Genomic DNA, 22961 nt, shown 5'->3' on the forward strand with positions numbered 1-22961 from the left:
CACCGGCAGACGGGGGGACATCGGCAACGGTGTCCCCCCTCTCCACGAGGACACTTGCGATGTACAAGCTCTTCTTCCGGCTGTTCTTCAAGCGGATGGACGCCGAGCAGGCCCACCACCTGGCCTTCCGATGGATCCGCCTGGCCGTCCGCGTCCCGGTGCTGCGCACCTTCGTCGCCGCCGCGCTCGCGCCCCGCTACAAGGAGCTGCGTACCGAGGCGCTCGGCCTGCGGATGCACGGCCCCTTCGGCCTCGCCGCCGGCTTCGACAAGAACGCCGTCGCGATCGACGGCATGGCGATGCTCGGCTTCGACCACGTCGAGATCGGCACCGTCACCGGCGAACCGCAGCCCGGCAACCCCAGGAAGCGCCTCTTCCGCCTCGTCGCGGACCGCGCGCTGATCAACCGCATGGGCTTCAACAACGAGGGCTCCGCCGCCGTCGCGGCGCGGCTGGCGGCCCGCAGGCCGGTCTTCCGGACCACGGTCGGCGTCAACATCGGCAAGACCAAGGTCGTGCCGGAGGCCGAGGCCGCCGCCGACTACGTGAAGTCGACCGAGCGGCTCGCCGCCCACGCCGACTACCTCGTCGTCAACGTCTCCTCGCCCAACACGCCCGGCCTGCGCAACCTCCAGGCCACCGAGGCACTGCGGCCGCTGCTCGCCGCCGTGCGCGAGGCCGCCGACCGCACCGTCACCCACCGGCGCGTCCCGCTCCTCGTCAAGATCGCCCCGGACCTCGCCGACGAGGACGTCGACGCGGTCGCCGACCTCGCGGTCGAGCTGGGCCTGGACGGCATCATCGCCACCAACACCACCATCGCCCGCGAGGGCCTCGGCCTGACGTCCCCGCCCGCCCTGACCGGCGAGACCGGCGGGCTCTCCGGAGCGCCCCTCAAGGCCCGCTCCCTGGAGGTCCTCGGCCGCCTCCACGCCCGTGTCGGCGACCGGACCACCCTGATCGGCGTCGGCGGCGTCGAGAACGCCGAGGACGCCTGGCAGCGCATCCTCGCCGGCGCCACCCTCGTCCAGGGCTACAGCGCCTTCATCTACGAGGGCCCGTTCTACGCCCGGTCGATCCACAAGGGCCTGGCCGCACGGCTGGCCGCCTCCCCGTACGCCACCCTCGCCGAGGCCGTCGGCGCAGCAACCAGGAAGGCCACCGCATGAGCCCCGAACCGTTCGGCGCGCGCCTGCGCCGCGCCATGGACACCCGTGGCCCGCTCTGCGTCGGCATCGACCCGCACGCCTCGCTGCTCACCGGCTGGGGCCTGGCCGACGACGTCGCCGGGCTGGAGCGCTTCACCCGTACGGTCGTCGAGGCCCTGGCCGACCGGGTGGCGGTGCTCAAGCCGCAGTCCGCGTTCTTCGAGCGCTTCGGGTCGCGCGGCATCGCCGTCCTGGAGAAGGCGGTCGCGGAGGCGCGGGCGGCCGGCGCGCTGGTGCTGATGGACGCCAAGCGGGGCGACATCGGCTCCACGATGGGCGCCTACGCGGCGACCTACCTGGACCCGGCCTCGCCGCTCTTCTCGGACGCCGTCACCGTCTCGCCGTACCTCGGCTTCGGTTCGCTGCGCCCGGCGCTCGACGCGGCCGCCGCCTCCGGCGCCGGGGTCTTCGTGCTCGCCCTCACCTCCAACCCGGAGGGCGCCGAGGTGCAGCGGGCCACCGCCGCCGACGGCCGCCCGCTGGCCCAGCTGATGCTCGACCGGATGGCCGAGGAGAACGCCGGGGCGCGGCCGCTCGGCTCGGTCGGCGCGGTGGTCGGCGCCACCCTCGGGGACGCCGGGGTGGACCTGGCGATCAACGGCCCGCTGCTCGCCCCCGGGATCGGGGCGCAGGGCGCGACCCCCGCGGACCTGCCCGGGGTCTTCGGCGACGCGGTGGGCAACGTCGTGCCCAGTGTGAGCCGGGGCGTACTGCGCGCGGGACCGGACGCGGCGGGGCTGCGCGGGGCCGCCGAACGGCTGACGGACGAGATCCGAACGGCCCTGGCGGGCCGTTGACGGCACCCTGTAACAGGCTGTTGACCAACTCCTGACCAAAAAACTCGGTTGTTATGCCTGGATTGTCCTGGTCGGGCAAGGCTGACCAGGACTTTTCGTTGGTTCTCGCTGACTCGGGCGGCCCTGGCCGCTAGTCTCCGTCGAGAGCCGACGTACACGAGTGGTCCGTCGCTCACCTGGTGTGGGGCATCCAGCTTCCTCACCGGTCCGTATCCGACAGATCGACATCCGAGGTGACGTAGGCGTGGCTCTTCCGCCCCTTACCCCTGAACAGCGCGCAGCCGCGCTCGAAAAGGCCGCCGCGGCTCGCCGGGAGCGGGCCGAGGTCAAGAATCGACTGAAGCACTCCGGCGCCTCCCTCCACGAGGTCATCAAGCAGGGCCAGGAGAACGACGTCATCGGCAAGATGAAGGTCTCGGCCCTCCTGGAGTCCCTGCCGGGCGTGGGCAAGGTCCGCGCCAAGCAGATCATGGAGCGGCTCGGCATCTCCGAGAGCCGCCGGGTCCGTGGTCTCGGCTCCAACCAGATCGCGTCCCTGGAGCGGGAGTTCGGCGGCAGCCCCGCCTGACGTTCTCAGGCACCCCTGAGAACCTGGATAATCGCTCCATGGCTGCAACATCCCGGGGGACGTCCCCCGTACCCCCGGACGTACGTCCGCGGCTGACCGTGCTCTCCGGCCCCTCCGGGGTCGGCAAGAGCACGGTCGTCGCCCATATGCGCAAGGTCCACCCCGAGGTCTGGCTCTCGGTGTCGGCGACGACCCGCAAGCCGCGCCCCGGCGAGCGCAACGGCGTCCACTACTTCTTCGTGGACGACGAGGAGTTCGACAAGCTGATCGCCAACGGCGAGCTGCTGGAGTGGGCCGAGTTCGCGGGCAACCGCTACGGCACGCCCCGCCGCGCCGTGCTCGACCGCCTGGAGGCGGGCGAGCCGGTGCTGCTGGAGATCGACCTCCAGGGCGCCCGGCTGGTCCGGCAGTCGATGCCGGACGCCCAGCTGGTCTTCCTGGCACCGCCGAGCTGGGAGGAGCTGGTCCGCCGGCTCACCGGCCGGGGGACGGAGGCACCCGAGGTGATCGAGCGCCGGCTCGCCGCCGCCCGGGTCGAGCTGGCCGCCGAGGCCGAGTTCGACACGACGCTGGTCAACACCTCCGTCGAGGACGTGGCGCGCGAGCTGCTAGCCTTGATGCTGGAGGTTTCCGGCCGCAGTGCCGACAGCGACTGAACGAGCACTGAAACAAACCCGAACAGACGCTGGCACACACTGACGCGGATCTCCGCACCGTCAAAGGTTTCTTTGATTCTCACCCCCCTTCGGAAGGCAGAGAGTGTCCTCTTCCATCACCACGCCCGAGGGCATCATCAACCCGCCGATTGATGAGCTCCTTGAGGCCACCGACTCGAAGTACAGCCTCGTGATCTACGCCGCCAAGCGCGCGCGCCAGATCAACGCGTACTACTCGCAGCTCGGCGAGGGCCTCCTGGAGTACGTCGGTCCGCTCGTCGACACCCATGTGCACGAGAAGCCGCTCTCGATCGCGCTCCGCGAGATCAACGCGGGCCTGCTCACCTCCGAGGCCATCGAGGGCCCCGCGCAGTAAGCAGGTACCACGTCCTCACTCCGGGCCCGGCAGCCACTGGCTGCCGGGCCCGAGGTGTGTCCGGGGCGCTCTCGGCCGGACGGCCGGGGTGAGGCAGCATGGGGGTGTTCGTATCCGAGTGCGGGGAGACGCAGTGGACAAGCCGAAGGTCGTTCTGGGGGTCAGCGGGGGCATCGCCGCGTACAAGGCGTGCGAGCTGCTGCGCCGGCTGACCGAATCCGGTCACGACGTCCGGGTGGTGCCGACCGCTTCGGCGCTGCACTTCGTGGGGGCCGCCACCTGGTCGGCGCTCTCCGGCCACCCGGTCTCCACCGAGGTCTGGGACGACGTCCACCAGGTGCCGCACGTCCGGATCGGGCAGGAGGCCGACCTGGTGGTCGTCGCCCCCGCCACCGCGGACACGCTCGCCCGGGCGGCCCACGGCCTCGCCGACGACCTGCTCACCAACACGCTCCTCACCGCCCGCTGTCCGGTCGTCTTCGCGCCCGCCATGCACACCGAGATGTGGGAGCACCCCGCCACCCGGGAGAACGTCGCCACCCTGCGGCGCCGGGGCGCCGTCGTCATCGAGCCCGCCGTCGGCCGGCTCACCGGCGTCGACACCGGCAAGGGCCGGCTGCCCGACCCCGGGGAGATCTTCGAGGTCTGCCGCCGGGTCCTGGCCCGGGGCCCGGTCGGGCCCGACCTGGCCGGCCGCCACGTGGTGATCAGCGCGGGCGGTACGCGCGAGCCCCTCGACCCGGTCCGCTACCTCGGCAACCGCTCCTCCGGCAAGCAGGGCTACGCCCTGGCCCGCACCGCCCTGGCCCGTGGCGCCCGGGTGACGCTGATCGAGGCCAACACCGGGCTGCCCGACCCGGCCGGCGCCGACGTGCTGCGTGTGGGGACCGCCGTCCAGCTGCGCGAGGCCGTGCTGAAGGCCGCCGCCGACGCCGACGTGGTCGTGATGGCCGCGGCGGTCGCCGACTTCCGCCCCGCCGAGTACGCCCAGGGGAAGATCAAGAAGAAGGACGGGCAGGAGCCCGCCCCCGTCGCCCTGGTCCGCAACCCCGACATCCTCGCCGAGGTGTCCGCCGAGCGCGCCCGGCCGGGGCAGATCGTCGTGGGCTTCGCCGCCGAGACCGACGACGTCCTCGCCAACGGCCGGGAGAAGCTCCGCCGCAAGGGCTGCGACCTCCTGGTCGTCAACGAGGTGGGGGAGCGCCGGACCTTCGGCTCCGAGGAGAACGAGGCGGTGGTGCTCGCGGCCGACGGTGGCGAGACCCAGGTGCCGCACGGACCCAAGGAAGCGCTTGCCGACACGGTCTGGGACCTCGTGTCGCCGCGACTCGGATGAAATTTTTTTATTTCGTGCGAGAGCGCGCGAATGCCTTGGAAAATGGGGGTAAAAGCCCGTTCCCCAAAGGGATTCCTCCCACGTCGGAGGGGAGTGTGGCGGGTCACAGATGGCTCAAAGAGCGAGACGTACTGTCCGCCGGACGAATACGACCGATAAACTGGCTCCGGATTGTGCCGGGCGCAGCTCCCGGCGGTCCGCCCAATGATTCAGCCAGCAGCCGCTGCAACCCCAGGGAGCGATGTGTCCCGCCGTCTCTTCACCTCGGAGTCCGTCACCGAGGGCCACCCCGACAAGATCGCCGACCAGATCAGCGACACCATTCTCGACGCGCTGCTCCGCGAGGACCCGCGGTCCCGCGTCGCCGTCGAGACCTTGATCACCACGGGTCTGGTCCATGTGGCGGGTGAGGTCACCACCAAGGCCTACGCCGACATCCCGACGCTTGTCCGCAACAAGGTCCTGGAGATCGGCTACGACTCCTCGAAGAAGGGCTTCGACGGGGCCTCCTGCGGCGTCTCGGTCTCCATCGGGGCGCAGTCGCCCGACATCGCGCAGGGCGTCGACACGGCGTACGAGCAGCGGGTCGAGGGCGACGAGGACGAGCTCGACAAGCAGGGCGCCGGCGACCAGGGCCTGATGTTCGGCTACGCCTGCGACGAGACGCCCGAGCTGATGCCGCTTCCGATCCACCTGGCGCACCGGCTCTCCCGCCGGCTCTCCGAGGTCCGCAAGAACGGGACCATCCCGTACCTGCGCCCGGACGGCAAGACCCAGGTCACCATCGAGTACGACGGTGACAAGGCCGTCCGCCTCGACACGGTCGTGGTCTCCTCGCAGCACGCCAGCGACATCGACCTCGACTCGCTGCTCGCGCCCGACATCCGTGAGTTCGTCGTCGAGCACGTGCTCGGGCAGCTCATCGAGGACGGCATCAAGCTGGACACCGACGGCTACCGGCTCCTGGTCAACCCGACCGGGCGCTTCGAGATCGGCGGCCCGATGGGCGACGCCGGACTGACCGGCCGCAAGATCATCATCGACACGTACGGCGGCATGGCCCGGCACGGCGGCGGTGCCTTCTCGGGCAAGGACCCGTCGAAGGTGGACCGCTCGGCCGCGTACGCCATGCGCTGGGTCGCCAAGAACGTCGTCGCCGCGGGCCTCGCCGCCCGCTGCGAGGTCCAGGTCGCCTACGCGATCGGCAAGGCCGAGCCGGTCGGCCTCTTCGTCGAGACCTTCGGCACCGCCGCCGTCGACACCGAGAAGATCGAGCACGCCATCGGCGAGGTCTTCGACCTCCGCCCGGCCGCGATCATCCGCGACCTCGACCTGCTCCGCCCGATCTACGCCCAGACCGCGGCCTACGGCCACTTCGGCCGGGAGCTGCCCGACTTCACCTGGGAGCGCACCGACCGCGTGGACGCGCTGCGCGCGGCGGCCGGGCTGTAGCCAGCCGCCGTCCCGTCCGTACGCCGGGGCCCGGACACCGCACGAGGTGTCCGGGCCCCGGCGTGTTCGGCCCCGGACTCCTCCGATGGGGCCGCTGTCGGTGCCCTCTGGTAGGAATTTGGCTGTGAGCAGCGAGAACGAGCGGCCGAAGGACCCCGGTGCCGGGGCCCCGGAGCAGCTTGCGCTGATCCGGGAGACGGTGCGCAGGGCCGAGGTGCCCCGTGCCAAGCCGCGCACCTGGCGCGGCGCCCCGCTCGCCAAGGAACTGCCGGTCGCCCGGGTGGTGGTCAACAAGGGCGCCCTCCATCTCGACCAGTACTTCGACTACGCGGTGCCCGAGGAACTGGACGCCCAGGCGAGGCCCGGGGTGCGGGTGCGGGTCCGGTTCGGGGCCGGGGGACGTCAGGTCCGGGGCGGGCGGCGCGAGGGCGGCGGGCTGGTCGACGGCTTCCTGATCGAGCGGCGTGCCGAGTCGGACTACCAGGGCGCGCTCGCCGCGCTCGCCTATGTCGTGTCGCCCGAGCCGGTGCTGGGGCCGGAGCTGCTGGCCCTCGCCCGCGCCGTCGCCGACCGGTACGCGGGCAGCCTCGCCGATGTCCTCCAGCTCGCCGTGCCGCCGCGCAACGGGCGGGCCGAGTCGAAGCCCTCGCCCGCGCCGCTGCCGCCGCCGCCCGCGCCGTCGGCGGGGAGCTGGCAGCGGTACGCGCAGGGCCCGGCGTTCCTGCGGGCGCTGGCGGAGGGCGGTGCGCCCCGGGCCGTCTGGACGGCGCTGCCGGGGCCCCACTGGCCCGAGGAGATCGCCCGCGCCATGGCCGCCACCCTCGCGTCCGGGCGTGGCGCCCTGCTCGTCGTGCCCGACGGCCGGGCCGCCGCCCGGGTGGACGCCGCGCTCACCGGGCTGCTCGGCGCGGGCCACCACGCCCTGCTCACCGCCGATTCCGGACCGGAGAAGCGGTACCGCGAGTGGCTCGCCGTCCGGCGCGGCTCGGTACGGGCGGTCGTCGGCACCCGGGCGGCGATGTTCGCCCCGGTCGCCGACCTCGGCCTGGTCGCCGTCTGGGACGACGGGGACGCCAGCCACAGCGACGACAACGCCCCCTTCCCCCACGTGCGCGAAGTGCTGGAACTGCGCGCCGCGCACAGCCGGTGCGCCTTCCTCCTCGGCTCCATGAGCTGCACGGTGGAGGCCGCGCAGCTCGTGGAGAGCGGCTGGGCCCTGCCCCTGCGCGCCGACCGCGAGCAGCTCCGGGCCGCCGCCCCCCTGGTCCGTACGGTCGACGACGGGGAGCTGGCCCGGGACGGGGCGGCCCGGGCGGCCCGACTGCCCAGCCTGGCCTGGCAGACGGTCCGGGACGGGCTGCGCCGGGGCCCGGTCCTGGTCCAGGTGCCCCGGCGCGGCTACGCGCCCCGGCTGGCCTGCGAGCGCTGCCGCGAGCCCGCCCGGTGCCGTCACTGCGCCGGGCCGCTCCAGGCCCCGGACGAGCGGGACCTCGACTGCGCCTGGTGCGGGCGGCCCGAGACCGCCTGGCACTGCCCGGCCTGCGGCTCCGGCCGGCTGCGCGCCCGGATCGTCGGTGCCCGGCGGACCGCCGAGGAGCTGGGCCGGGCCTTCCCCGCCGTGCCGGTGCGGACCTCCGGCCGCGACCACGTCCTCGACGCGGTGCCGGACGCGCCCGCGCTGGTCGTCAGCACCCCGGGCGCCGAGCCGGTGGCCGAGGGCGGTTACGCGGCGGCGCTGCTGCTGGACGGATGGGCGATGGCCGGCCGCCCCGATCTGCGGGCCGGCGAGGAGGCGCTGCGGCGGTGGACGGCGGCCGCCGCGCTGGTACGCGGGCAGCCGGAGGGCGGCACGGTGGTGGTCGTCGCCGAGCCGACGCTACGGCCGGTGCAGGCGCTGGTGCGCTGGGACCCGGTGGGGCACGCCCGCCGCGAGCTGGCGGACCGGGCCGAGCTGGGCTTTCCGCCGGTGTCCCGGATGGCCTCGGTGACCGGTACGCCGGAGGCGCTGGCCGGATTCCTCGCGGCGGCCGAGCTGCCGCCGGAGGCCGAGACGCTGGGCCCGGTCCCGGTGGCCACCGCCGCGCCCGGCCGGCCCCGCAGACCCGGTCAGGCGCCGCCGGGGGAGTCCTGGGAGCGGGTCCTGCTCCGTGTGCCGCCGGGCAGCGGCGCGGCGCTGGCGCACGCCCTGAAGGCCGCTCAGGCGGCACGGCTGTCCCGGGGCGGCGACCGGGTCCGGATCAGGGTCGACCCGCCGGACATCGGCTGACGGCCGGGGCACGGGAAGCCCCCGGGCATGGGGCTGCCCCGCCACGCGGGACTCGCGCGGCGGGGCAGCGGACGGACGGGGGTGGCGGTCAGCCGTTGCGTGGGCCGGGGAAGGCGCCCGGGCGCAGGTCCTCGCGCAGTGACGGGCGGTCCGTCGACGGCTGCGGCGGCATGGACCGGGCCGCGGGCACGGCGGGCAGCGCCGACGGACCACCGGAGCCCGGGACGGGCAGCCCGCGCGGCACGGCGGTCTCCCCGGCGGTCTCGGCCGCCCCCGGCTGCCGGGCGTTGCGGCGCGCTCCGTAGCGGCGGTGCACCGCCTGCTTGGTGACCCCGAGCGCGGAGCCCACCGCGTCCCAGGAGAAGCCCAGCGAGCGGTCGAAGTCGACCGCGGCGGTGACCAGCGTCTCGACGCTGTCGCGCAGTTCCTGCGCCAGCCTGACGGTGGGGGCCGGGGCCCTGCCGTAGACGACGAAGCCCGTGGACGGGCCGGAGCGGCGCGGACGGTAGACGTTGCCCAGTTGGGCGGTGAGCGTACGCAGCGCGTCCACCTGCCGCCGGACCCGCTCGATGTCCCGCACCAACAGATGCAGACTGGCCCTCGCTTGGGCGTCGTGGGTTGCGTGGTCGGCCATGAAGAAGCCTCTCGAACCGGCGTTGAAAGGGATCGGGCCGCACCAGGGCGGCTCGCTTCGGTCAATCTCTCTTGACCAACGCCCGAGCTGTGGTTCTGGTCACGCTTCAGGGGCGCGTACGCCCTTCAAAGGGGCGCGCGGGCATGCGTACGCCCCCTGGCGCCCCGCCCCATAGACTTGTGCGCTGCTCGTCACCGCACTTCGGCCCGAGAGGCAGTCAGCCACCCATGAAGCTCGTCTTCGCAGGCACCCCCGAGGTCGCCGTACCCGCCCTGGACGCCCTGATCGCCTCCGACCGGCACGAGGTGGCCGCCGTCGTGACCAGGCCCGACGCACCCGCCGGGCGGGGCCGCCGTCTGGTCGCCAGCCCGGTCGCCGAGCGGGCCGAGGAGGCGGGCATCGAGGTGCTCAAGCCCGCCCGCCCGCGCGACGAGGACTTCCTGGCCCGGCTGCGGGAGATCGCCCCGGACTGCTGCCCGGTCGTCGCCTACGGGGCGCTGCTGCCCAAGGAGGCGCTCGCCGTGCCCGCCCGCGGCTGGGTCAACCTGCATTTCTCGCTGCTGCCCGCCTGGCGCGGCGCGGCCCCGGTGCAGCACGCGGTGATGGCCGGGGACGAGCTGACCGGCGCGTCGACCTTCCTGATCGAGGAGGGGCTCGACTCCGGACCGGTCTACGGCGTCCTCACCGAGGAGGTGCGCCCCACCGACACCAGCGGCGACCTGCTCACCCGGCTGGCGTTCGCCGGCGCGGGGCTGCTCGCGGCGACGATGGACGGCATCGAGGACGGCACCCTGCACGCCGTGGAGCAGCCGGCCGACGGCGTCACCCTCGCCCCGAAGATCACCGTGGAGGACGCCCGGATCCAGTGGTCGGCGCCCGCGCTCCGGGTCGACCGGGTGGTACGCGGCTGCACGCCCGCCCCCGGCGCGTGGACCCTGTTCCGCGGCGAGCGGCTCAAGCTGATCCAGGCCGTCCCCGTCCTCGACCGCACCGACCTCGCCCCCGGCGAGATCTCCGCCGCCAAGAACAACGTGTACGTGGGCACCGGATCGCACGCCGTCGAACTGCTCTGGGTCCAGCCGCAGGGCAAGAAGCCGATGCGCGCCGCGGACTGGGCGCGCGGGGTGCGGATCGTCCACGGCGAGCTGCTGGGGAGCTGAGGCGGATCCCGTCCCGGGGCGGCGGTGTAAGGGCTGGCCCGTAACCCCTGGCGGGCGTGCGACGACCGTCACGGCGCCTCGCCGCGTTGTCGGAACGCCCGCATACGTCCCGTATGCGGGCGTCCCTCCGCCCCGCTATGCACCGCGTCCGACGCCGCACACCGATCCACCAGGGATGTCGGGACAGCCCTTAGGCTGGGAGGGTTCGTCCCCTCACCTTCAGCGGAGCACCTTTCACGTGAACGACCAGCAGCGTCGCCGTCCCGCCAAGCCCCATCGCCGACCCAAGAAGGATCCGGTCCGCTTCCTCGCCTTCGAGGCCCTGCGGGCGGTCGACGAACGCGACGCGTACGCCAACCTCGTCCTGCCCCCGCTGCTGAAGAAGGCCCGCGCCAAGGGCGACTTCGACCACCGGGACGCGGCCCTGGCGACCGAGCTGGTCTACGGCACGCTGCGCCGCCAGGGAACGTACGACGCGATCGTCGCGGCCTGCATCGACCGGCCGCTGCGCGAGGTCGACCCGCCGGTCCTGGACGTGCTGAACATGGGCGTGCACCAGCTCCTCGGCACCCGCATCCCCACCCACGCGGCGGTCTCCGCCAGTGTGGAGCTGGCCCGGGTGGTGCTCGGCGAGGGGCGCGCCAAGTTCGTCAACGCGGTGCTGCGCAAGGTCGCCGCGGACGATCTCGACGGCTGGGTGGCCAAGGTCGCCCCGCCCTACGAGGAGGACGCCGAGGACCACCTCGCGGTCGTGCACTCGCACCCGCGCTGGATCGTCTCGGCGCTCTGGGACGCGCTGGGCGGCGGCCGGGCCGGTATCGAGGACCTCCTGGAGGCGGACAACGAGCGCCCCGAGGTCACCCTGGTCGCCCGCCCCGGCCGTGCCACCACCGGGGAGCTGCTCGACGCGCTCGGCGAGGAGAACGGTCTGCCCGGCCGCTGGTCGCCGTATGCCGTGCGGATGGCCGAGGGCGGCGAACCCGGCGCGCTGGAGGCGGTGCGCGAGGGCCGGGCCGGGGTCCAGGACGAGGGCAGCCAGCTGGTGGCCGCCGCGCTGGCCGCCGCACCGCTGGAGGGCGGCGACAGCCGCTGGCTCGACGGCTGCGCGGGCCCCGGCGGCAAGGCCGCCCTGCTCGCCGCGCTGGCCGCGGACCGGGGCGCCACCCTGCTCGCCGCCGAGAAGCAGCCGCACCGGGCCCGGCTCGTCGAGCGCGCCCTGGCCGGGAACCCCGGCCCGTACCAGGTGATCACCGCCGACGGCACCCGGCCGCCGTGGCGCCCCGGCAGCTTCGACCGGGTGCTGATGGACGTGCCGTGCTCGGGGCTCGGTGCCCTGCGCCGCCGCCCGGAGGCGCGCTGGCGCCGCCGCAAGGAGGACCTGGAGCAGTTCGCCCCGCTGCAACGCGGCCTGCTCCGCGAGGCGTTGAAGGCGGTCCGGGTCGGCGGCGTGGTCGGCTACGCGACCTGCTCGCCGCATCTCGCGGAGACCCGGACGGTGGTCGAGGACGTGCTCAGGGGCCGCGGCGGCGCCGGGGCCGTGGAGGCCGAGTGGATCGACGCCCGCCCGCTGATGCCGGACGTCCCCGCGCTGGGCGACGGCCCCGACGTCCAGCTCTGGCCGCACCTGCACGGCACGGACGCGATGTACCTGGCCCTGCTGCGACGCACCGCCTGACCGACGAGAGGCCATGGGCACCCCGGTGAACCCCGAAGCACTGTCGGTCCTCGGCATCCCGCTCCCGGCCGGACGGACGATCACGTCCGACGAGGGGGACGGGGACGAGCGGCCGCTCTGGCTCGCCGACGTACCGGCCACCGCCGGCCTGTGGGCGCGGGTGCACGCCGAGCACCCGCGCACCGGGCTCTGGCCGCTGCTGCTCGCCCCGCTGGAGCCGGACGACGACGGGCTGTTCCGCCCCTGGGGATCGGGCGAGGTCTACCCGGAGGACATGTCCGACCCGGCCGGCCACGACCCGGCCGGGCTGCTCGCGGCGTGGTGGGCGGCGCACACGGCCGTCGACGCGGACGACCCGCTCCCGGCGGCGGAGCGGGCCGCCGTCACGGCTCCCTTCGAGGAGTGGCCGGGCCTCGCGCCGGGCCGGGAGGCGGCGGGGGCCGACCGGTCGGCGGCCGGGTTCGCGGAGGCGTTCCTGGCCGAGTGCCCGTCGGCCCGGCTGGGGCTGGTCACCGCCGCCTCCGGGGCCGGGGCCCTCGCCGCCGCGGGCTGGTCCGGTCCGCTCAACCAGGACGACGACACCGGGAAGTTCTCCGCGGTCGTCCTCGACTGGGAGCGCCGGTTCGGGGTCCGCGTCGTCGGGGTCGGCTTCGCCACCCTGCACCTCTCGGTCGCCGCTCCGCCGACGACCCCCGAGGAGGCACTCGCGGTGGCGGTCGAGCACTTCGCGTTCTGCCCGGACACCGTCTGGCAGGGCCGGCGGCCGTACACCCTGGCCGCGTACGCCGGGCGGATCGTCGGGGCCGACCGGTGGGACTTCTGGTGGGACTGACCGGCCCGATCCGTACGAGCCCGCCCGAAACGCCCCCACCGGGCGGCCGGAACCCCATGATCACGCGAACTGTAATGATCCCGTGAGGCTTTGGCCCGCACCGAGGCGGGGAAGTGGCGCGGAACATGGCAGGCTTGGGGCATGGCCCAGATCAACCCCAGCATCCTGTCCGCCGACTTCGCCCGTCTCGCCGAGGAGGCCGAGGCCGTCAGGAGCGCGGACTGGCTCCACGTCGATGTGATGGACAACCACTTCGTGCCCAATCTGACCCTCGGTGTGCCGATCGTCGAATCGCTCGCCCGGGCCACGGACACCCCGCTGGACTGCCATCTGATGATCGAGGCCCCGGACCGCTGGGCCCCGGCCTACGTCGAGGCGGGCGCCGGTTCCGTCACCTTCCACGCCGAGGCCGCGGCGGCCCCGGTGCGCCTCGCGCGGGAGATCCGCGCCAAGGGGGCCCGGGCGTCCATGGCGCTCAAGCCCGCGACGCCGATCGAGCCGTACGAGGACCTGCTCCCCGAGCTGGACATGCTGCTGATCATGACGGTGGAGCCGGGCTTCGGCGGCCAGGCGTTCCTGGACATCATGCTGCCGAAGATCCGCCGCACCCGGGAGCTGATCTCCAAGCACGGGCTCGAACTCTGGCTCCAGGTCGACGGCGGGGTCTCCGCGTCCACCATCGAACGGTGCGCCGAGGCCGGTGCCGACGTCTTCGTCGCGGGTTCGGCGGTGTACGGGGCCGAGGACCCGGACGAGGCGGTGCGCGCGCTGCGCGCCCGGGCGGAGCGGGCCACGGCCTCGGCGGCCTGGGCGTGCGGCCACTGACACCTGCGCGGGAGCGCGGCCACCGGCCCGGGGGCGGGCGGGCCAAGAGCAGATGAACGCGGTCCCACGGGGCCGATCAGGGGGCGCCGGATCTGACAGGATGAACGGCGTATCGAGAGTGTGAACAGCAGTGAGGAGAGCGCGGTGTCTGCAATGTCGGCGGGCCGGTCCGCCCTGCGGATGGGGCCCGCGGAGCTGGTGCAGGCGGCGGCCATGGCCCGCCGCTTCTACCTCGAGGGAAAGTCGAAGATCCAGATCGCCGAGGAGTTCGGCGTCAGCCGCTTCAAGGTGGCCCGGGTCCTGGAGACGGCGCTGGAGCGCGATCTCGTACGCATCGAGATCCGCGTCCCCGCCGAGCTGGACGCCGAGCGCTCCGACGCGCTCCGGGCCCGCTACGGGCTGCGCCACGCGGTCGTCGTCGAATCGCCGGCCGAGGAGCAGGACGACGCACCGGATCCGGAGAACCTGGGCGAGGTCGCGGCCGATCTGCTCGGCGAACTGGTGAACGAGGGCGATGTGCTGGGGCTGGCCTGGGGCCGCTCCACCATCCACATGGCAGCGGCGCTCGACCGGCTGCCGCCGTGCACGGTCGTGCAGCTCACCGGGGTGTACGACGCGGGGACGGCGGAGCGCGGCTCCGTCGAGGCGGTCCGGCGGGCCGCCCAGGTCGCCGGCGGCGAGGCCCACCCCATCTATGCGCCGATGCTGCTGCCGGACCCGGCCACGGCCGCGGCCCTGCGCCACCAGACGGGCATCGCCCGCGCCTTCGAGTACTTCGACAAGGTGACCGTCGCGGCGGTCTCCATCGGTTCCTGGGAGCCGGGTATCTCGACCGTCCACGACATGCTCTCCGACCAGGAGCGGGCGCACTACGCCTCGCTCGGTGTCGCGGCGGAGATGTCGGCGCACCTCTTCGACACCGAGGGACGGCGGGTCGGCCGGGACCTGGGGGAGCGGTGCATCACGGTCGAGGCCGACCGGCTGCGCCGGATCCCCGAGGTGGTGGCGATCGCGGGCGGTCAGCGCAAGGCCGCGGCGATCGGGGCGGTGCTGCGCTCCGGACTGGTCACCAGCCTGGTGACGGACACGGCCGCGGCGGACTATCTGCTGACCGAGTCGGCGGCCCCGCTGCGCCCGGCGCTGGAGCGCGCCGACCCGGACGGCGACTGACCGGCCCCGGACACGGTTCCGCCCGGACGGCGCGCCTGCCGTCCGGGCGGAACCGTGTCCGGGCGGTTCAGTCCTGGGCCATGCCCAGCACCCGTGCCTCCAGGTACTCCTGCGGCTCCTTGTACTGGCTCACGTCGGCCGGGTTGTAGCGCGGGGTCTGCCGCGACCAGTCGAGGTTGCCGCGCATCCAGCTGCGCATGCCGTCGAGATACGGCCGGAGCATCCAGGACAGCTGCGGATAGGCGGACAGCAGCTCGGCCTCGGCGGTGAGGAAGCGCTCCGTCTCGGCCGTGATCTCCGCGCAGACGTGCTCCAGGGCCTGCCGCTCGTCGTGGCCGCGGTGGTGCCGGACCAGGTGGACGAGGTTGTGGATCTCGCCGAGCACCTGTTCCTTCTCGTACGAGTACACGTCGTTGGCCCAGCACACGACGTTGCACGAGGCTTCCAGCGCGGTGATGAACCGGGGGTCGTTGTGGATCGACTCGGGCGCCTCGATGCCGGCCACGATCTCTATCAGGTCCATGCAGACATGTATCGCACCGGTGTGGCGCCGCTTGGCGATATAGGTCTCCTCGGACGGCACCGTGCCCGAGGCGCGGTTCCCCGCCTCCCAGGTGGTGGTGGTCGTGAGGTAGGTGGTGAGGTGCCAGCCGAAGCGGGCGCGCCAGTGCGGGGCGGCCATCGGCGTCGTGCGTTCCCACAGATCGGCCAGGGCGGTCACGGCCGCCGGGAGCTCGCCCTCGGGCAGGGTGCCGGGGGTGTCGCTGCGGATGACGTCCCGCATCATCTCGACCACGTCCCGCACCCGTTCCGGGCTGCGGCCGAGGTGTCCGTCGTCGAGCTGGTCGTCGACGAGGAAGAGCCAGACGAACCAGTCGGCCACCAGGTCGAGGTTCTTGCTGTCGGCGGTCGGGTACACCATCCCGACGAACGCGCCGAAGTCCGCCTGGACGAAGCGGGCCCTGGCCGAATCGCGGTGCACCAGACCGGTGTCGCGGGTCCACTCCTCCAGATGGACTCTGGTGTGCGGCACGTTCGGGTTGGTGAGCTGGGGGAACGGGCAGTAGATGTCCGGCAGTTCGCTCTCCACGAGTGGGTCGTGATCCTCTCCGGTCGTACGTATGACGGAAGTTGTGGCTCTTCCGGCTGTTCCTCCGGGGCGTTGGTGAGACCCACGGGACCTGCGGATTTGAAGCTACCGGACCCCTTGTCACCAGGTCCAGGGCAGACGATCGGGGATTGATCCGGGCGACTTCGGGTAAGGTCCGCGGGCAAGACGGACGGATTCCGTCCGTCCGGGACTCCCGCCGGACCTCTTTCGGAGGAACGTACCAACGCGGGTGCTCTTTGTTGTGCCATTGTGGACGCGACCTGCGGCGATTCGTGTGAAAAAATGAGCGTTATGCGTTTTCTTGAGCCCGGTACTGGTCGTTACACAGAGTCCCCCGCGGTCCCCTACGACCTCACGTACGACGACGTCTTCATGGTCCCGGGCCGTTCGGCAGTCGGTTCCCGCCAGGGCGTCGACCTCTCCTCGCCCGACGGCACCGGCACCACCATCCCGCTCGTCGTGGCGAACATGACGGCCATCGCGGGCCGCCGGATGGCCGAAACGGTCGCCCGGCGCGGCGGGCTCGTCGTCATCCCGCAGGACATCCCGATCGAGGTCGTCACCGACGTCATCACCTGGGTGAAGTCGCGGCACCTGGTCCTCGACACCCCGATCGTGCTCGCCCCCGGCCAGACGGTCGCCGACGCCCTGTCGCTGCTGCCGAAGCGCGCGCACGGCGCGGGCGTCGTCGTCGACGACGAGCGCCGGCCGGTCGGTGTCGTCACCGAGCACGACCTGGCCGGTGTGGACCGCTTCACCCAGCTCACCGAGGTCATGTCCAAGGACCTGGTGCTGCTCGACGCGGACATCGACCCGCGGGACGCGTTCAACAGGCTGGACGGCGCCAACCGCAAGCTCGCCCCCGCCGTCGACGCGGAGGGCCGGCTCGTCGGCCTCCTCACCCGCAAGGCCGCGCTGCGCGCCACCCTGTACACCCCGGCCACCGACGCCGAGGGCCGGCTGCGGATCGCCGCCGCCGTAGGGATCAACGGGGACGTCGCGGGCAAGGCCAAGCAGCTGCTGGACGCGGGCGTCGACACGCTCGTCGTGGACACCGCCCACGGCCACCAGGAGTCCATGATCAACGCGGTCCGGGCGGTCCGCGCGCTCGACCCCTCGGTCCCGATCGTGGCGGGCAACATCGTCGCCGCCGAGGGTGTGCGCGACCTCATCGAGGCGGGCGCCGACATCATCAAGGTGGGCGTGGGCCCCGGCGCCATGTGCACCACCCGGATGATGACCGGCGTGGGACGGCCGCAGTTCTCGGCCGTCCTGGAGTGCGCCGCCGAGGCGAAGAAGTACGGCAAGCACGTCTGGGCCGACGGCGGCGTCCGCCACCCCCGCGATGTCGCCATGGCGCTCGCCGCGGGCGCGTCCAACGTGATGATCGGCTCCTGGTTCGCCGGTACGTACGAGTCGCCCGGCGACCTCCAGCAGGCCGCCGACGGCCGCTTCTACAAGGAGTCCTTCGGCATGGCGTCGGCGCGCGCCGTGAAGAACCGCACCTCGGACGAGTCCGCCTACGACCGGGCCCGCAAGGCGCTCTTCGAGGAGGGCATCTCCACCTCGCGGATGTTCCTCGACCCGGCCCGGCCCGGCGTCGAGGACCTGATCGACTCGATCATCGCGGGCGTCCGCTCCTCCTGCACCTACGCCGGGGCGGCCTCCCTCGCCGAGTTCGCCGAGAAGGCGGTCGTCGGGGTGCAGAGCGCCGCCGGATACGCCGAGGGCAAGCCGCTGCACGCCAGCTGGAGTTGATCCTCCCCGTCCTTCCACACCGGTGCCCCGCCGGGCCGTTCGCGCCCGGCGGGGCACCGGCGTTTTCGGGGTCCGGACGGCGGCTGTCCGGATCGCGGCGGCAACCGGCCTAGGACCTGTCTTCAAACTGCCGCCTGCCGTGCGGCGCCCGGCACGCACGCTCGCCGCGTTGTCGGGGTCACCCCGATACATCCAGTATCGGAGCGACCCTCCGCCTTGCGATCGCACGCACCGGACACCGCACGGCCCGGCCTCCGGCCGGACGACGGCAGTTTGAAGACAGGTCCTAGCACCGTCAACCGCGGTGGAATGTAAGTAACATGAACACCAATCAGTTGCCCGTTCCTCTGTGGTAAGGGATCCCATGTCCTTCTTCTCCGATCTGGCCCAGCAGTACATCGACGGGGAATGGAGGCAGGGCAAGGGCTCCTGGGACATCATCGACTTCAACCCGTACGACGGTGAGAAGCTCGCCTCGATCACCGTCGCCACGGCCGAGGAGGTCGACCAGGCGTACCGCGGTGCGCAGGAGGCCCAGCGGGCCTGGGGCGAGACCAACCCGTACGCCCGGCGCACGGTGCTGGAGCGGGCGCTGCGCATCGTCGAGGAGCGCGAGGCGGAGATCAGCGACGCGATCGTCGCGGAGCTGGGCGGCACCCGGCTGAAGGCCGCCTTCGAACTGCACCTCGCCAAGGAGTTCCTGCGCGAGTCGGTCCAGCTGGCGCTGCGGCCCACCGGGCAGATCCTGCCCTCGCCGACCGAGGGCAAGGAGAACCGCGTCTACCGGGTGCCGGTCGGCGTCGTCGGCGTCATCAGCCCCTTCAACTTCCCCTTCCTGCTCTCGCTGAAGTCGGTCGCCCCGGCCCTGGCGCTCGGCAACGCCGTGGTGCTCAAGCCGCACCAGAACACCCCGGTCTGCGGCGGCACGCTGGTGGCGAAGGTGTTCGAGGACGCCGGGCTGCCGGCCGGGCTGCTGAACGTCGTGGTCACCGACATCGCCGAGATCGGCGACGCCCTGCTGGAGCACCCCGTGCCGCAGGTCATCTCCTTCACCGGCTCCGACAAGGTGGGGCGGCACGTCGCCACGGTCTGCGCGGCCCAGCTCAAGAGCGCCGTGCTGGAGCTCGGCGGCAACAGCGCGCTGATCGTCCTGGACGACGCCGATCTGGACTACGCCGTGGACGCGGCCGTCTTCAGCCGGTTCGTCCACCAGGGCCAGGTCTGCATGGCTGCCAACCGCATCCTGGTCGACCGGGCGGTGGAGAAGGAGTTCACCGAGAAGTTCGTCGCCAAGGTGGCCTCGCTGCCGGTCGGCGACCCGGCCGACCCGGCCACCGTCATCGGCCCGCTGATCAACTCCTCGCAGGCCGAGGCCGTCTCCGCGGTCGTCGAGCAGGCCGTGGCCGCCGGTGCGACGGCGCTGCTGCACGGCCCGACCGAGGGCAACCTGGTGAGCCCGTCCGTGCTGACCGGACTGGCCGCCGACGCGCCCGTCCTCTCCCAGGAGATCTTCGGCCCGGTCGCCCTGCTCATCCCCTTCGACGGCGAGGACGAGGCCGTCCGGATCGCCAACGACACCCCGTACGGCCTGAGCGGCGCGGTGCACACCGGGGACGTCGAGCGCGGCGTCCGGGTCGGCCGGCGCATCCACACCGGCATGATCCACATCAACGACGGCACGGTCCACGACGAGCCGATCGTCCCCTTCGGCGGCGAGAAGAGCTCCGGCCTCGGCCGGCTCAACGGCGACGCCATGGTCGAGGCGTTCACCACGCAGAAGTGGATCTCGGTGCAGCACGGCCGCTCCGGCTTCCCCTTCTGACCGGCGGCCCCGGCCGCGCCCGGCCGGGGCGCGGCCGTGGTCTACTTCGGGGGCGGCCCGCGCCGCCCCCGGAACCGGCCATCGCAGAGAAGTGAACCGCCCGACGTGCGCCTGAACGACCTCGACGAACGCATCGTCCACGCCCTCGCCGAAGACGCCCGGCGCTCCTACGCCGACATCGGCGCCAAGATCGGCCTGTCCGCCCCCGCGGTGAAACGCCGCGTGGACCGGCTGCGCGCCGAGGGCGCCATCACCGGCTTCACGGTCCGGGTGGACCCGGCGGCGCTGGGCTGGGAGACCGAGGGCTTCATCGAGATCTACTGCAGCCGCAACACCTCGCCGGAGGCGATCAGACAGGGCCTGGAGCGCTACCCGGAGATCGCCTCGGCGTCCACGGTGACCGGCGAGGCCGACGCGATCGTGCAGGTCTTCGCCGCGGACATGCGCCACTTCGAGCAGGTCCTGGAACGGATCGCGGGCGAGCCGTACGTGGAGCGGACCAAGTCCGTCCTGGTGCTCTCGCCGCTGCTGCGCCGCTACTCCGCCGGCGCCCCCGAACAGGCCCGGAGCACGGGCCCGGCGTGAGAGCCGGATCACCTCGGTGACCTGCGAGGACGCCATGTGCAACGAATCGCCGCCCAGGGGCTTCGGCGCGCAATGGATCGACGGTGGACGCGCAACACTCGCGCCTTGTCCGGTGCGAGCGGCGGCCCGTACCGTCGATACGTCCCCGCCCGCCCGTATCGCCCGAGGTCACACATGCCGCCGTTGCGCACCGCCCTGCTCCAGAGCTCCGGATGTCCCGGGCGGGTCGACCGGAACATCGACGCCCTCGACGCGGCCGCGCGGCGGGCGGCCGGGGCCGGTGCCCGGCTGCTGGTCTGCCCCGAACTCTTCCTGACCGGATACGCGATCGGCGCCGACGTGCCGCTGCTGGCCGAGCCCGCCGACGGGCCGTCCGCCCGGCGGGTCGGCGAGATCGCCGCCCGGCACGGGCTCGCCGTCCTCTACGGCTACCCGGAGCTCGCGGACGAGAAGATCTACAACGCCGCCCGGCTGATCGGCCCGGACGGCGCCCCGCTCGCGAACTACCGCAAGACCCACCTCTTCGGCGACTTCGAGCAGAAGTGGTTCACCCCGGGCCGGCAGCCCGTCGTCCAGGCCGAACTGGACGGCGTCCGGATCGGCATCCTGATCTGCTACGACGTCGAGTTCCCGGAGAACGTCCGCGCCCACGCCCTGGCCGGCACCGATCTGCTGCTGGTGCCGACCGCGCTGATGCACCCCTTCCCGTTCGTCGCCGAATCCCTGGTGCCGGTCCGCGCCTTCGAGAGCCAGATCTACGTGGCGTACACCAACCGGACCGGCCAGGAGGGCGGGTACGAGTTCGTCGGGCTGAGCTGCCTGGCGGGCCCCGACGGCACCGTCCGCACCCGGGCCGGGCGCGGCGAGGAACTCGTCGTCGGCGAGGTGGACCCGGCGTTCCTGCGCGCCTCGCGCGCCGCCAACCCGTATCTGCGGGACCGCCGTCCGGGCCTCTACCGCCCGCTGGTCTGAGCCCGCCCCGCGACCGTTCCACCCCTCACCCGCGCAAGGAGTCCGTACCCCATGACGTCCACGGTGCCCAACGCCGTCCAGCACACCGACGCCACCGAGCCGATCACCATGTTCGGACCGGACTTCCCCTACGCCTACGACGACTTCCTGGCCCACCCCGCGGGCATCGGCCAGATACCCGCCACCGCGCACGGCACCGAGGTCGCCGTCATCGGCGGCGGACTCTCCGGGATCGTCGCCGCCTACGAGCTGATGAAGATGGGCCTCAAGCCCGTCGTCTACGAGGCGGACCGGATCGGCGGACGGCTGCGCACCGTCGGCTTCGCGGGCTGCTCCGCCGCAGGCGAAGAAGGGGCCCTCACCGCGGAGATGGGCGCGATGCGCTTCCCGCCGTCCTCCACCGCGCTCCAGCACTACATCGACCTGGTCGGCCTCACGACCAGGCCGTTCCCCAACCCGCTCGCCGAGGCCACCCCGTCGACCGTCGTCGACCTCAAGGGGGAGTCGCACTACGCGCGGACCATCGACGACCTGCCGCAGGTCTACCGCGATGTGATGGACGCCTGGAACCGCTGCCTGGAGGAGGGCGCCGACTTCTCCGACATGAACCGGGCGATGCGCGAACGCGACGTGCCGCGCATCCGGGAGATCTGGTCCGAGCTGGTCCGCAGGCTCGACAACCAGACCTTCTACGGCTTCCTCTGCGACTCCGACGCCTTCGCGTCGTTCCGGCACCGGGAGATCTTCGGCCAGGTCGGCTTCGGCACCGGAGGCTGGGACACCGACTTCCCCAACTCCATCCTGGAGATCCTCCGCGTCGTCTACACCGAGGCCGACGACCACCACCGGGGCATCGTCGGCGGCAGCCAGCAGCTCCCGCTGCGGCTCTGGGAACGCGAACCGCGGAAGATCGTCCACTGGCCCGCCGGTACGTCGCTCTCCTCGCTGCACGACGGCGAGCCGCGGGGCGCGGTGACCCGGCTGCACCGCACCGCGGGCAACCGGATCACCGTCACCGACGCCACCGGCTCCATCCGCACCTACCCGGCCGCGATCTTCACCGGCCAGTCCTGGCTGCTGCTGTCGAAGATCGACTGCGACGACGCGCTCTTCCCGATCGACCACTGGACAGCGATGGAGCGCACCCACTACATGGAGTCGTCCAAGCTCTTCGTCCCGGTCGACCGCCCGTTCTGGCTGGACAAGGACCCGGCCACCGGCCGCGACACCATGTCCATGACGCTCACCGACCGGATGACCCGGGGCACGTACCTGCTGGACGACGGACCCGACCGGCCCGCCGTCATCTGCCTCTCCTACACCTGGTGCGACGACAGCCTGAAGTGGCTGCCGCTCTCCCCGCACGAGCGCATGGAGGTCATGCTCAAGTCGCTCGGCGAGATCTACCCGGGCGTCGACATCCGGGGGCACGTCATCGGCGACCCGGTGACGGTCTCCTGGGAGAACGAGCCCTGGTTCATGGGCGCGTTCAAGGCCAACCTGCCCGGCCACTACCGCTACCAGCGGCGGCTGTTCACCCACTTCATGCAGGACCGGCTGCCCGCCGACCGGCGGGGCCTGTTCCTCGCCGGCGACGACATCTCCTGGACGGCCGGCTGGGCCGAGGGCGCCGTGCAGACCGCGCTCAACGCCGTCTGGGGCGTGATGGCCCAGTTCGGCGGCGCGACCGACCCCACCAACCCCGGCCCCGGCGACGTCTTCGACGACATCGCCCCGGTCGAGCTCCCGGAGGACTGA

General features: G+C 72.8%; 20 protein-coding genes. 18 read left to right on the forward strand and 2 right to left on the reverse strand.

What is annotated here, in order from left to right; translation table 11 throughout:
* Positions 1-59 precede the first annotated feature (59 nt).
* The 8 genes from ACF08W_RS14035 to ACF08W_RS14070 all read left to right on the forward strand — a co-directional run bounded on the left by ACF08W_RS14035 (position 60) and on the right by ACF08W_RS14070 (position 8659).
* The gene (locus ACF08W_RS14035) at positions 60-1169 is read left to right on the forward strand and encodes a quinone-dependent dihydroorotate dehydrogenase (protein ID WP_392279353.1); all 1110 of its coding nucleotides are present in this window, start codon (positions 60-62) and stop codon (positions 1167-1169) included.
* On the forward strand, positions 1166-2005 hold the full coding sequence (gene pyrF, locus ACF08W_RS14040; protein ID WP_385210913.1) for an orotidine-5'-phosphate decarboxylase: 840 nt from the start codon (positions 1166-1168) through the stop codon (positions 2003-2005). Before ACF08W_RS14035 ends, pyrF begins: the two co-directional genes overlap by 4 nt.
* A gap of 244 nt (positions 2006-2249) precedes the next feature.
* Entirely contained in the window at positions 2250-2573 is a 324-nt protein-coding gene (locus tag ACF08W_RS14045; protein WP_003970367.1) for an integration host factor, read from the forward strand.
* A 38-nt stretch (positions 2574-2611) separates the two neighbouring features.
* Complete coding sequence (gene gmk / locus ACF08W_RS14050) at positions 2612-3229, forward strand: guanylate kinase (protein ID WP_352277390.1); 618 nt, start codon at positions 2612-2614, stop codon at positions 3227-3229.
* A gap of 103 nt (positions 3230-3332) precedes the next feature.
* Positions 3333-3605, forward strand: a complete 273-nt coding sequence (gene rpoZ, locus ACF08W_RS14055) for a DNA-directed RNA polymerase subunit omega (RefSeq protein ID WP_003970369.1) — start codon at positions 3333-3335, stop codon at positions 3603-3605.
* Positions 3606-3738: 133 nt separating this feature from the next.
* Complete coding sequence (gene coaBC / locus ACF08W_RS14060; RefSeq protein WP_352277389.1) at positions 3739-4941, forward strand: bifunctional phosphopantothenoylcysteine decarboxylase/phosphopantothenate--cysteine ligase CoaBC; 1203 nt, start codon at positions 3739-3741, stop codon at positions 4939-4941.
* A gap of 243 nt (positions 4942-5184) precedes the next feature.
* Complete coding sequence (gene metK / locus ACF08W_RS14065) at positions 5185-6393, forward strand: methionine adenosyltransferase (protein ID WP_352277388.1); 1209 nt, start codon at positions 5185-5187, stop codon at positions 6391-6393.
* Between the two features lie 124 nt (positions 6394-6517).
* A complete protein-coding gene (locus tag ACF08W_RS14070; RefSeq protein ID WP_392279354.1) occupies positions 6518-8659 on the forward strand; it encodes a primosomal protein N' in 2142 nt (713 codons plus the stop codon).
* An 88-nt stretch (positions 8660-8747) separates the two neighbouring features.
* Here ACF08W_RS14070 and ACF08W_RS14075 read toward each other — a convergent pair whose 3' ends face one another.
* Entirely contained in the window at positions 8748-9293 is a 546-nt protein-coding gene (locus tag ACF08W_RS14075; RefSeq protein ID WP_352277386.1) for a hypothetical protein, read from the reverse strand.
* 227 nt (positions 9294-9520) lie between these two features.
* On the opposite strand from ACF08W_RS14075, the gene fmt reads away from it, so the two are divergent.
* The 5 genes from fmt (at position 9521) to ACF08W_RS14100 (ending at position 14955) form a co-directional block, all read left to right on the forward strand.
* Complete coding sequence (gene fmt / locus ACF08W_RS14080; RefSeq protein WP_352277384.1) at positions 9521-10453, forward strand: methionyl-tRNA formyltransferase; 933 nt, start codon at positions 9521-9523, stop codon at positions 10451-10453.
* A 238-nt stretch (positions 10454-10691) separates the two neighbouring features.
* On the forward strand, positions 10692-12128 hold the full coding sequence (locus tag ACF08W_RS14085; protein ID WP_352277382.1) for a transcription antitermination factor NusB: 1437 nt from the start codon (positions 10692-10694) through the stop codon (positions 12126-12128).
* A 13-nt stretch (positions 12129-12141) separates the two neighbouring features.
* Entirely contained in the window at positions 12142-12960 is an 819-nt protein-coding gene (locus ACF08W_RS14090) for a DUF4253 domain-containing protein (protein WP_392279355.1), read from the forward strand.
* Between the two features lie 141 nt (positions 12961-13101).
* Positions 13102-13785 carry a ribulose-phosphate 3-epimerase gene (gene rpe / locus ACF08W_RS14095; RefSeq protein ID WP_352277380.1) on the forward strand — a complete coding sequence of 228 codons (684 nt, stop codon included), beginning with the start codon at positions 13102-13104 and terminating at the stop codon, positions 13783-13785.
* A gap of 153 nt (positions 13786-13938) precedes the next feature.
* Positions 13939-14955, forward strand: a complete 1017-nt coding sequence (locus tag ACF08W_RS14100; protein ID WP_352277599.1) for a sugar-binding domain-containing protein — start codon at positions 13939-13941, stop codon at positions 14953-14955.
* 67 nt (positions 14956-15022) lie between these two features.
* Here ACF08W_RS14100 and ACF08W_RS14105 read toward each other — a convergent pair whose 3' ends face one another.
* Positions 15023-16045 (reverse strand): terpene cyclase, encoded by a 1023-nt coding sequence (locus ACF08W_RS14105; RefSeq protein ID WP_392279356.1) that lies wholly within the window; start codon positions 16043-16045, stop codon positions 15023-15025.
* 312 nt (positions 16046-16357) lie between these two features.
* Between ACF08W_RS14105 and ACF08W_RS14110 the strand changes: the two genes are divergently transcribed.
* The 5 genes from ACF08W_RS14110 (at position 16358) to ACF08W_RS14130 (ending at position 22961) form a co-directional block, all read left to right on the forward strand.
* Positions 16358-17824, forward strand: coding sequence for a GuaB1 family IMP dehydrogenase-related protein (locus ACF08W_RS14110; protein ID WP_392279357.1), 1467 nt, complete (start codon positions 16358-16360; stop codon positions 17822-17824).
* A gap of 364 nt (positions 17825-18188) precedes the next feature.
* Positions 18189-19646 carry an aldehyde dehydrogenase family protein gene (locus ACF08W_RS14115; RefSeq protein ID WP_392279358.1) on the forward strand — a complete coding sequence of 486 codons (1458 nt, stop codon included), beginning with the start codon at positions 18189-18191 and terminating at the stop codon, positions 19644-19646.
* Positions 19647-19751: 105 nt separating this feature from the next.
* A complete protein-coding gene (locus tag ACF08W_RS14120) occupies positions 19752-20231 on the forward strand; it encodes an Lrp/AsnC family transcriptional regulator (protein ID WP_385210939.1) in 480 nt (159 codons plus the stop codon).
* A gap of 174 nt (positions 20232-20405) precedes the next feature.
* Complete coding sequence (locus ACF08W_RS14125; protein WP_385210942.1) at positions 20406-21203, forward strand: carbon-nitrogen hydrolase family protein; 798 nt, start codon at positions 20406-20408, stop codon at positions 21201-21203.
* A gap of 51 nt (positions 21204-21254) precedes the next feature.
* Entirely contained in the window at positions 21255-22961 is a 1707-nt protein-coding gene (locus ACF08W_RS14130; RefSeq protein ID WP_392279359.1) for a flavin monoamine oxidase family protein, read from the forward strand.

The organism is Streptomyces sp. NPDC015144 (assembly GCF_043079735.1).
GTDB lineage: Bacteria > Actinomycetota > Actinomycetes > Streptomycetales > Streptomycetaceae > Streptomyces.

Excerpts from the sequence above, each read along its gene's own strand:
- ACF08W_RS14110 (WP_392279357.1), top strand. The coding sequence starts at position 16,358 with ATGCGTTTTCTTGAGCCCGGTACTGGTCGTTACACAGAGTCCCCCGCG.
- ACF08W_RS14125 (WP_385210942.1), top strand. The coding sequence starts at position 20,406 with ATGCCGCCGTTGCGCACCGCCCTGCTCCAGAGCTCCGGATGTCCCGGG.
- ACF08W_RS14115 (WP_392279358.1), top strand. The coding sequence starts at position 18,189 with ATGTCCTTCTTCTCCGATCTGGCCCAGCAGTACATCGACGGGGAATGG.
- pyrF (WP_385210913.1), top strand. The coding sequence starts at position 1,166 with ATGAGCCCCGAACCGTTCGGCGCGCGCCTGCGCCGCGCCATGGACACC.
- gmk (WP_352277390.1), top strand. The coding sequence starts at position 2,612 with ATGGCTGCAACATCCCGGGGGACGTCCCCCGTACCCCCGGACGTACGT.
- fmt (WP_352277384.1), top strand. The coding sequence starts at position 9,521 with ATGAAGCTCGTCTTCGCAGGCACCCCCGAGGTCGCCGTACCCGCCCTG.
- ACF08W_RS14075 (WP_352277386.1), bottom strand. The coding sequence starts at position 9,293 with ATGGCCGACCACGCAACCCACGACGCCCAAGCGAGGGCCAGTCTGCAT.
- ACF08W_RS14130 (WP_392279359.1), top strand. The coding sequence starts at position 21,255 with ATGACGTCCACGGTGCCCAACGCCGTCCAGCACACCGACGCCACCGAG.
- ACF08W_RS14035 (WP_392279353.1), top strand. The coding sequence starts at position 60 with ATGTACAAGCTCTTCTTCCGGCTGTTCTTCAAGCGGATGGACGCCGAG.
- ACF08W_RS14100 (WP_352277599.1), top strand. The coding sequence starts at position 13,939 with ATGTCGGCGGGCCGGTCCGCCCTGCGGATGGGGCCCGCGGAGCTGGTG.
- ACF08W_RS14090 (WP_392279355.1), top strand. The coding sequence starts at position 12,142 with ATGGGCACCCCGGTGAACCCCGAAGCACTGTCGGTCCTCGGCATCCCG.
- rpe (WP_352277380.1), top strand. The coding sequence starts at position 13,102 with ATGGCCCAGATCAACCCCAGCATCCTGTCCGCCGACTTCGCCCGTCTC.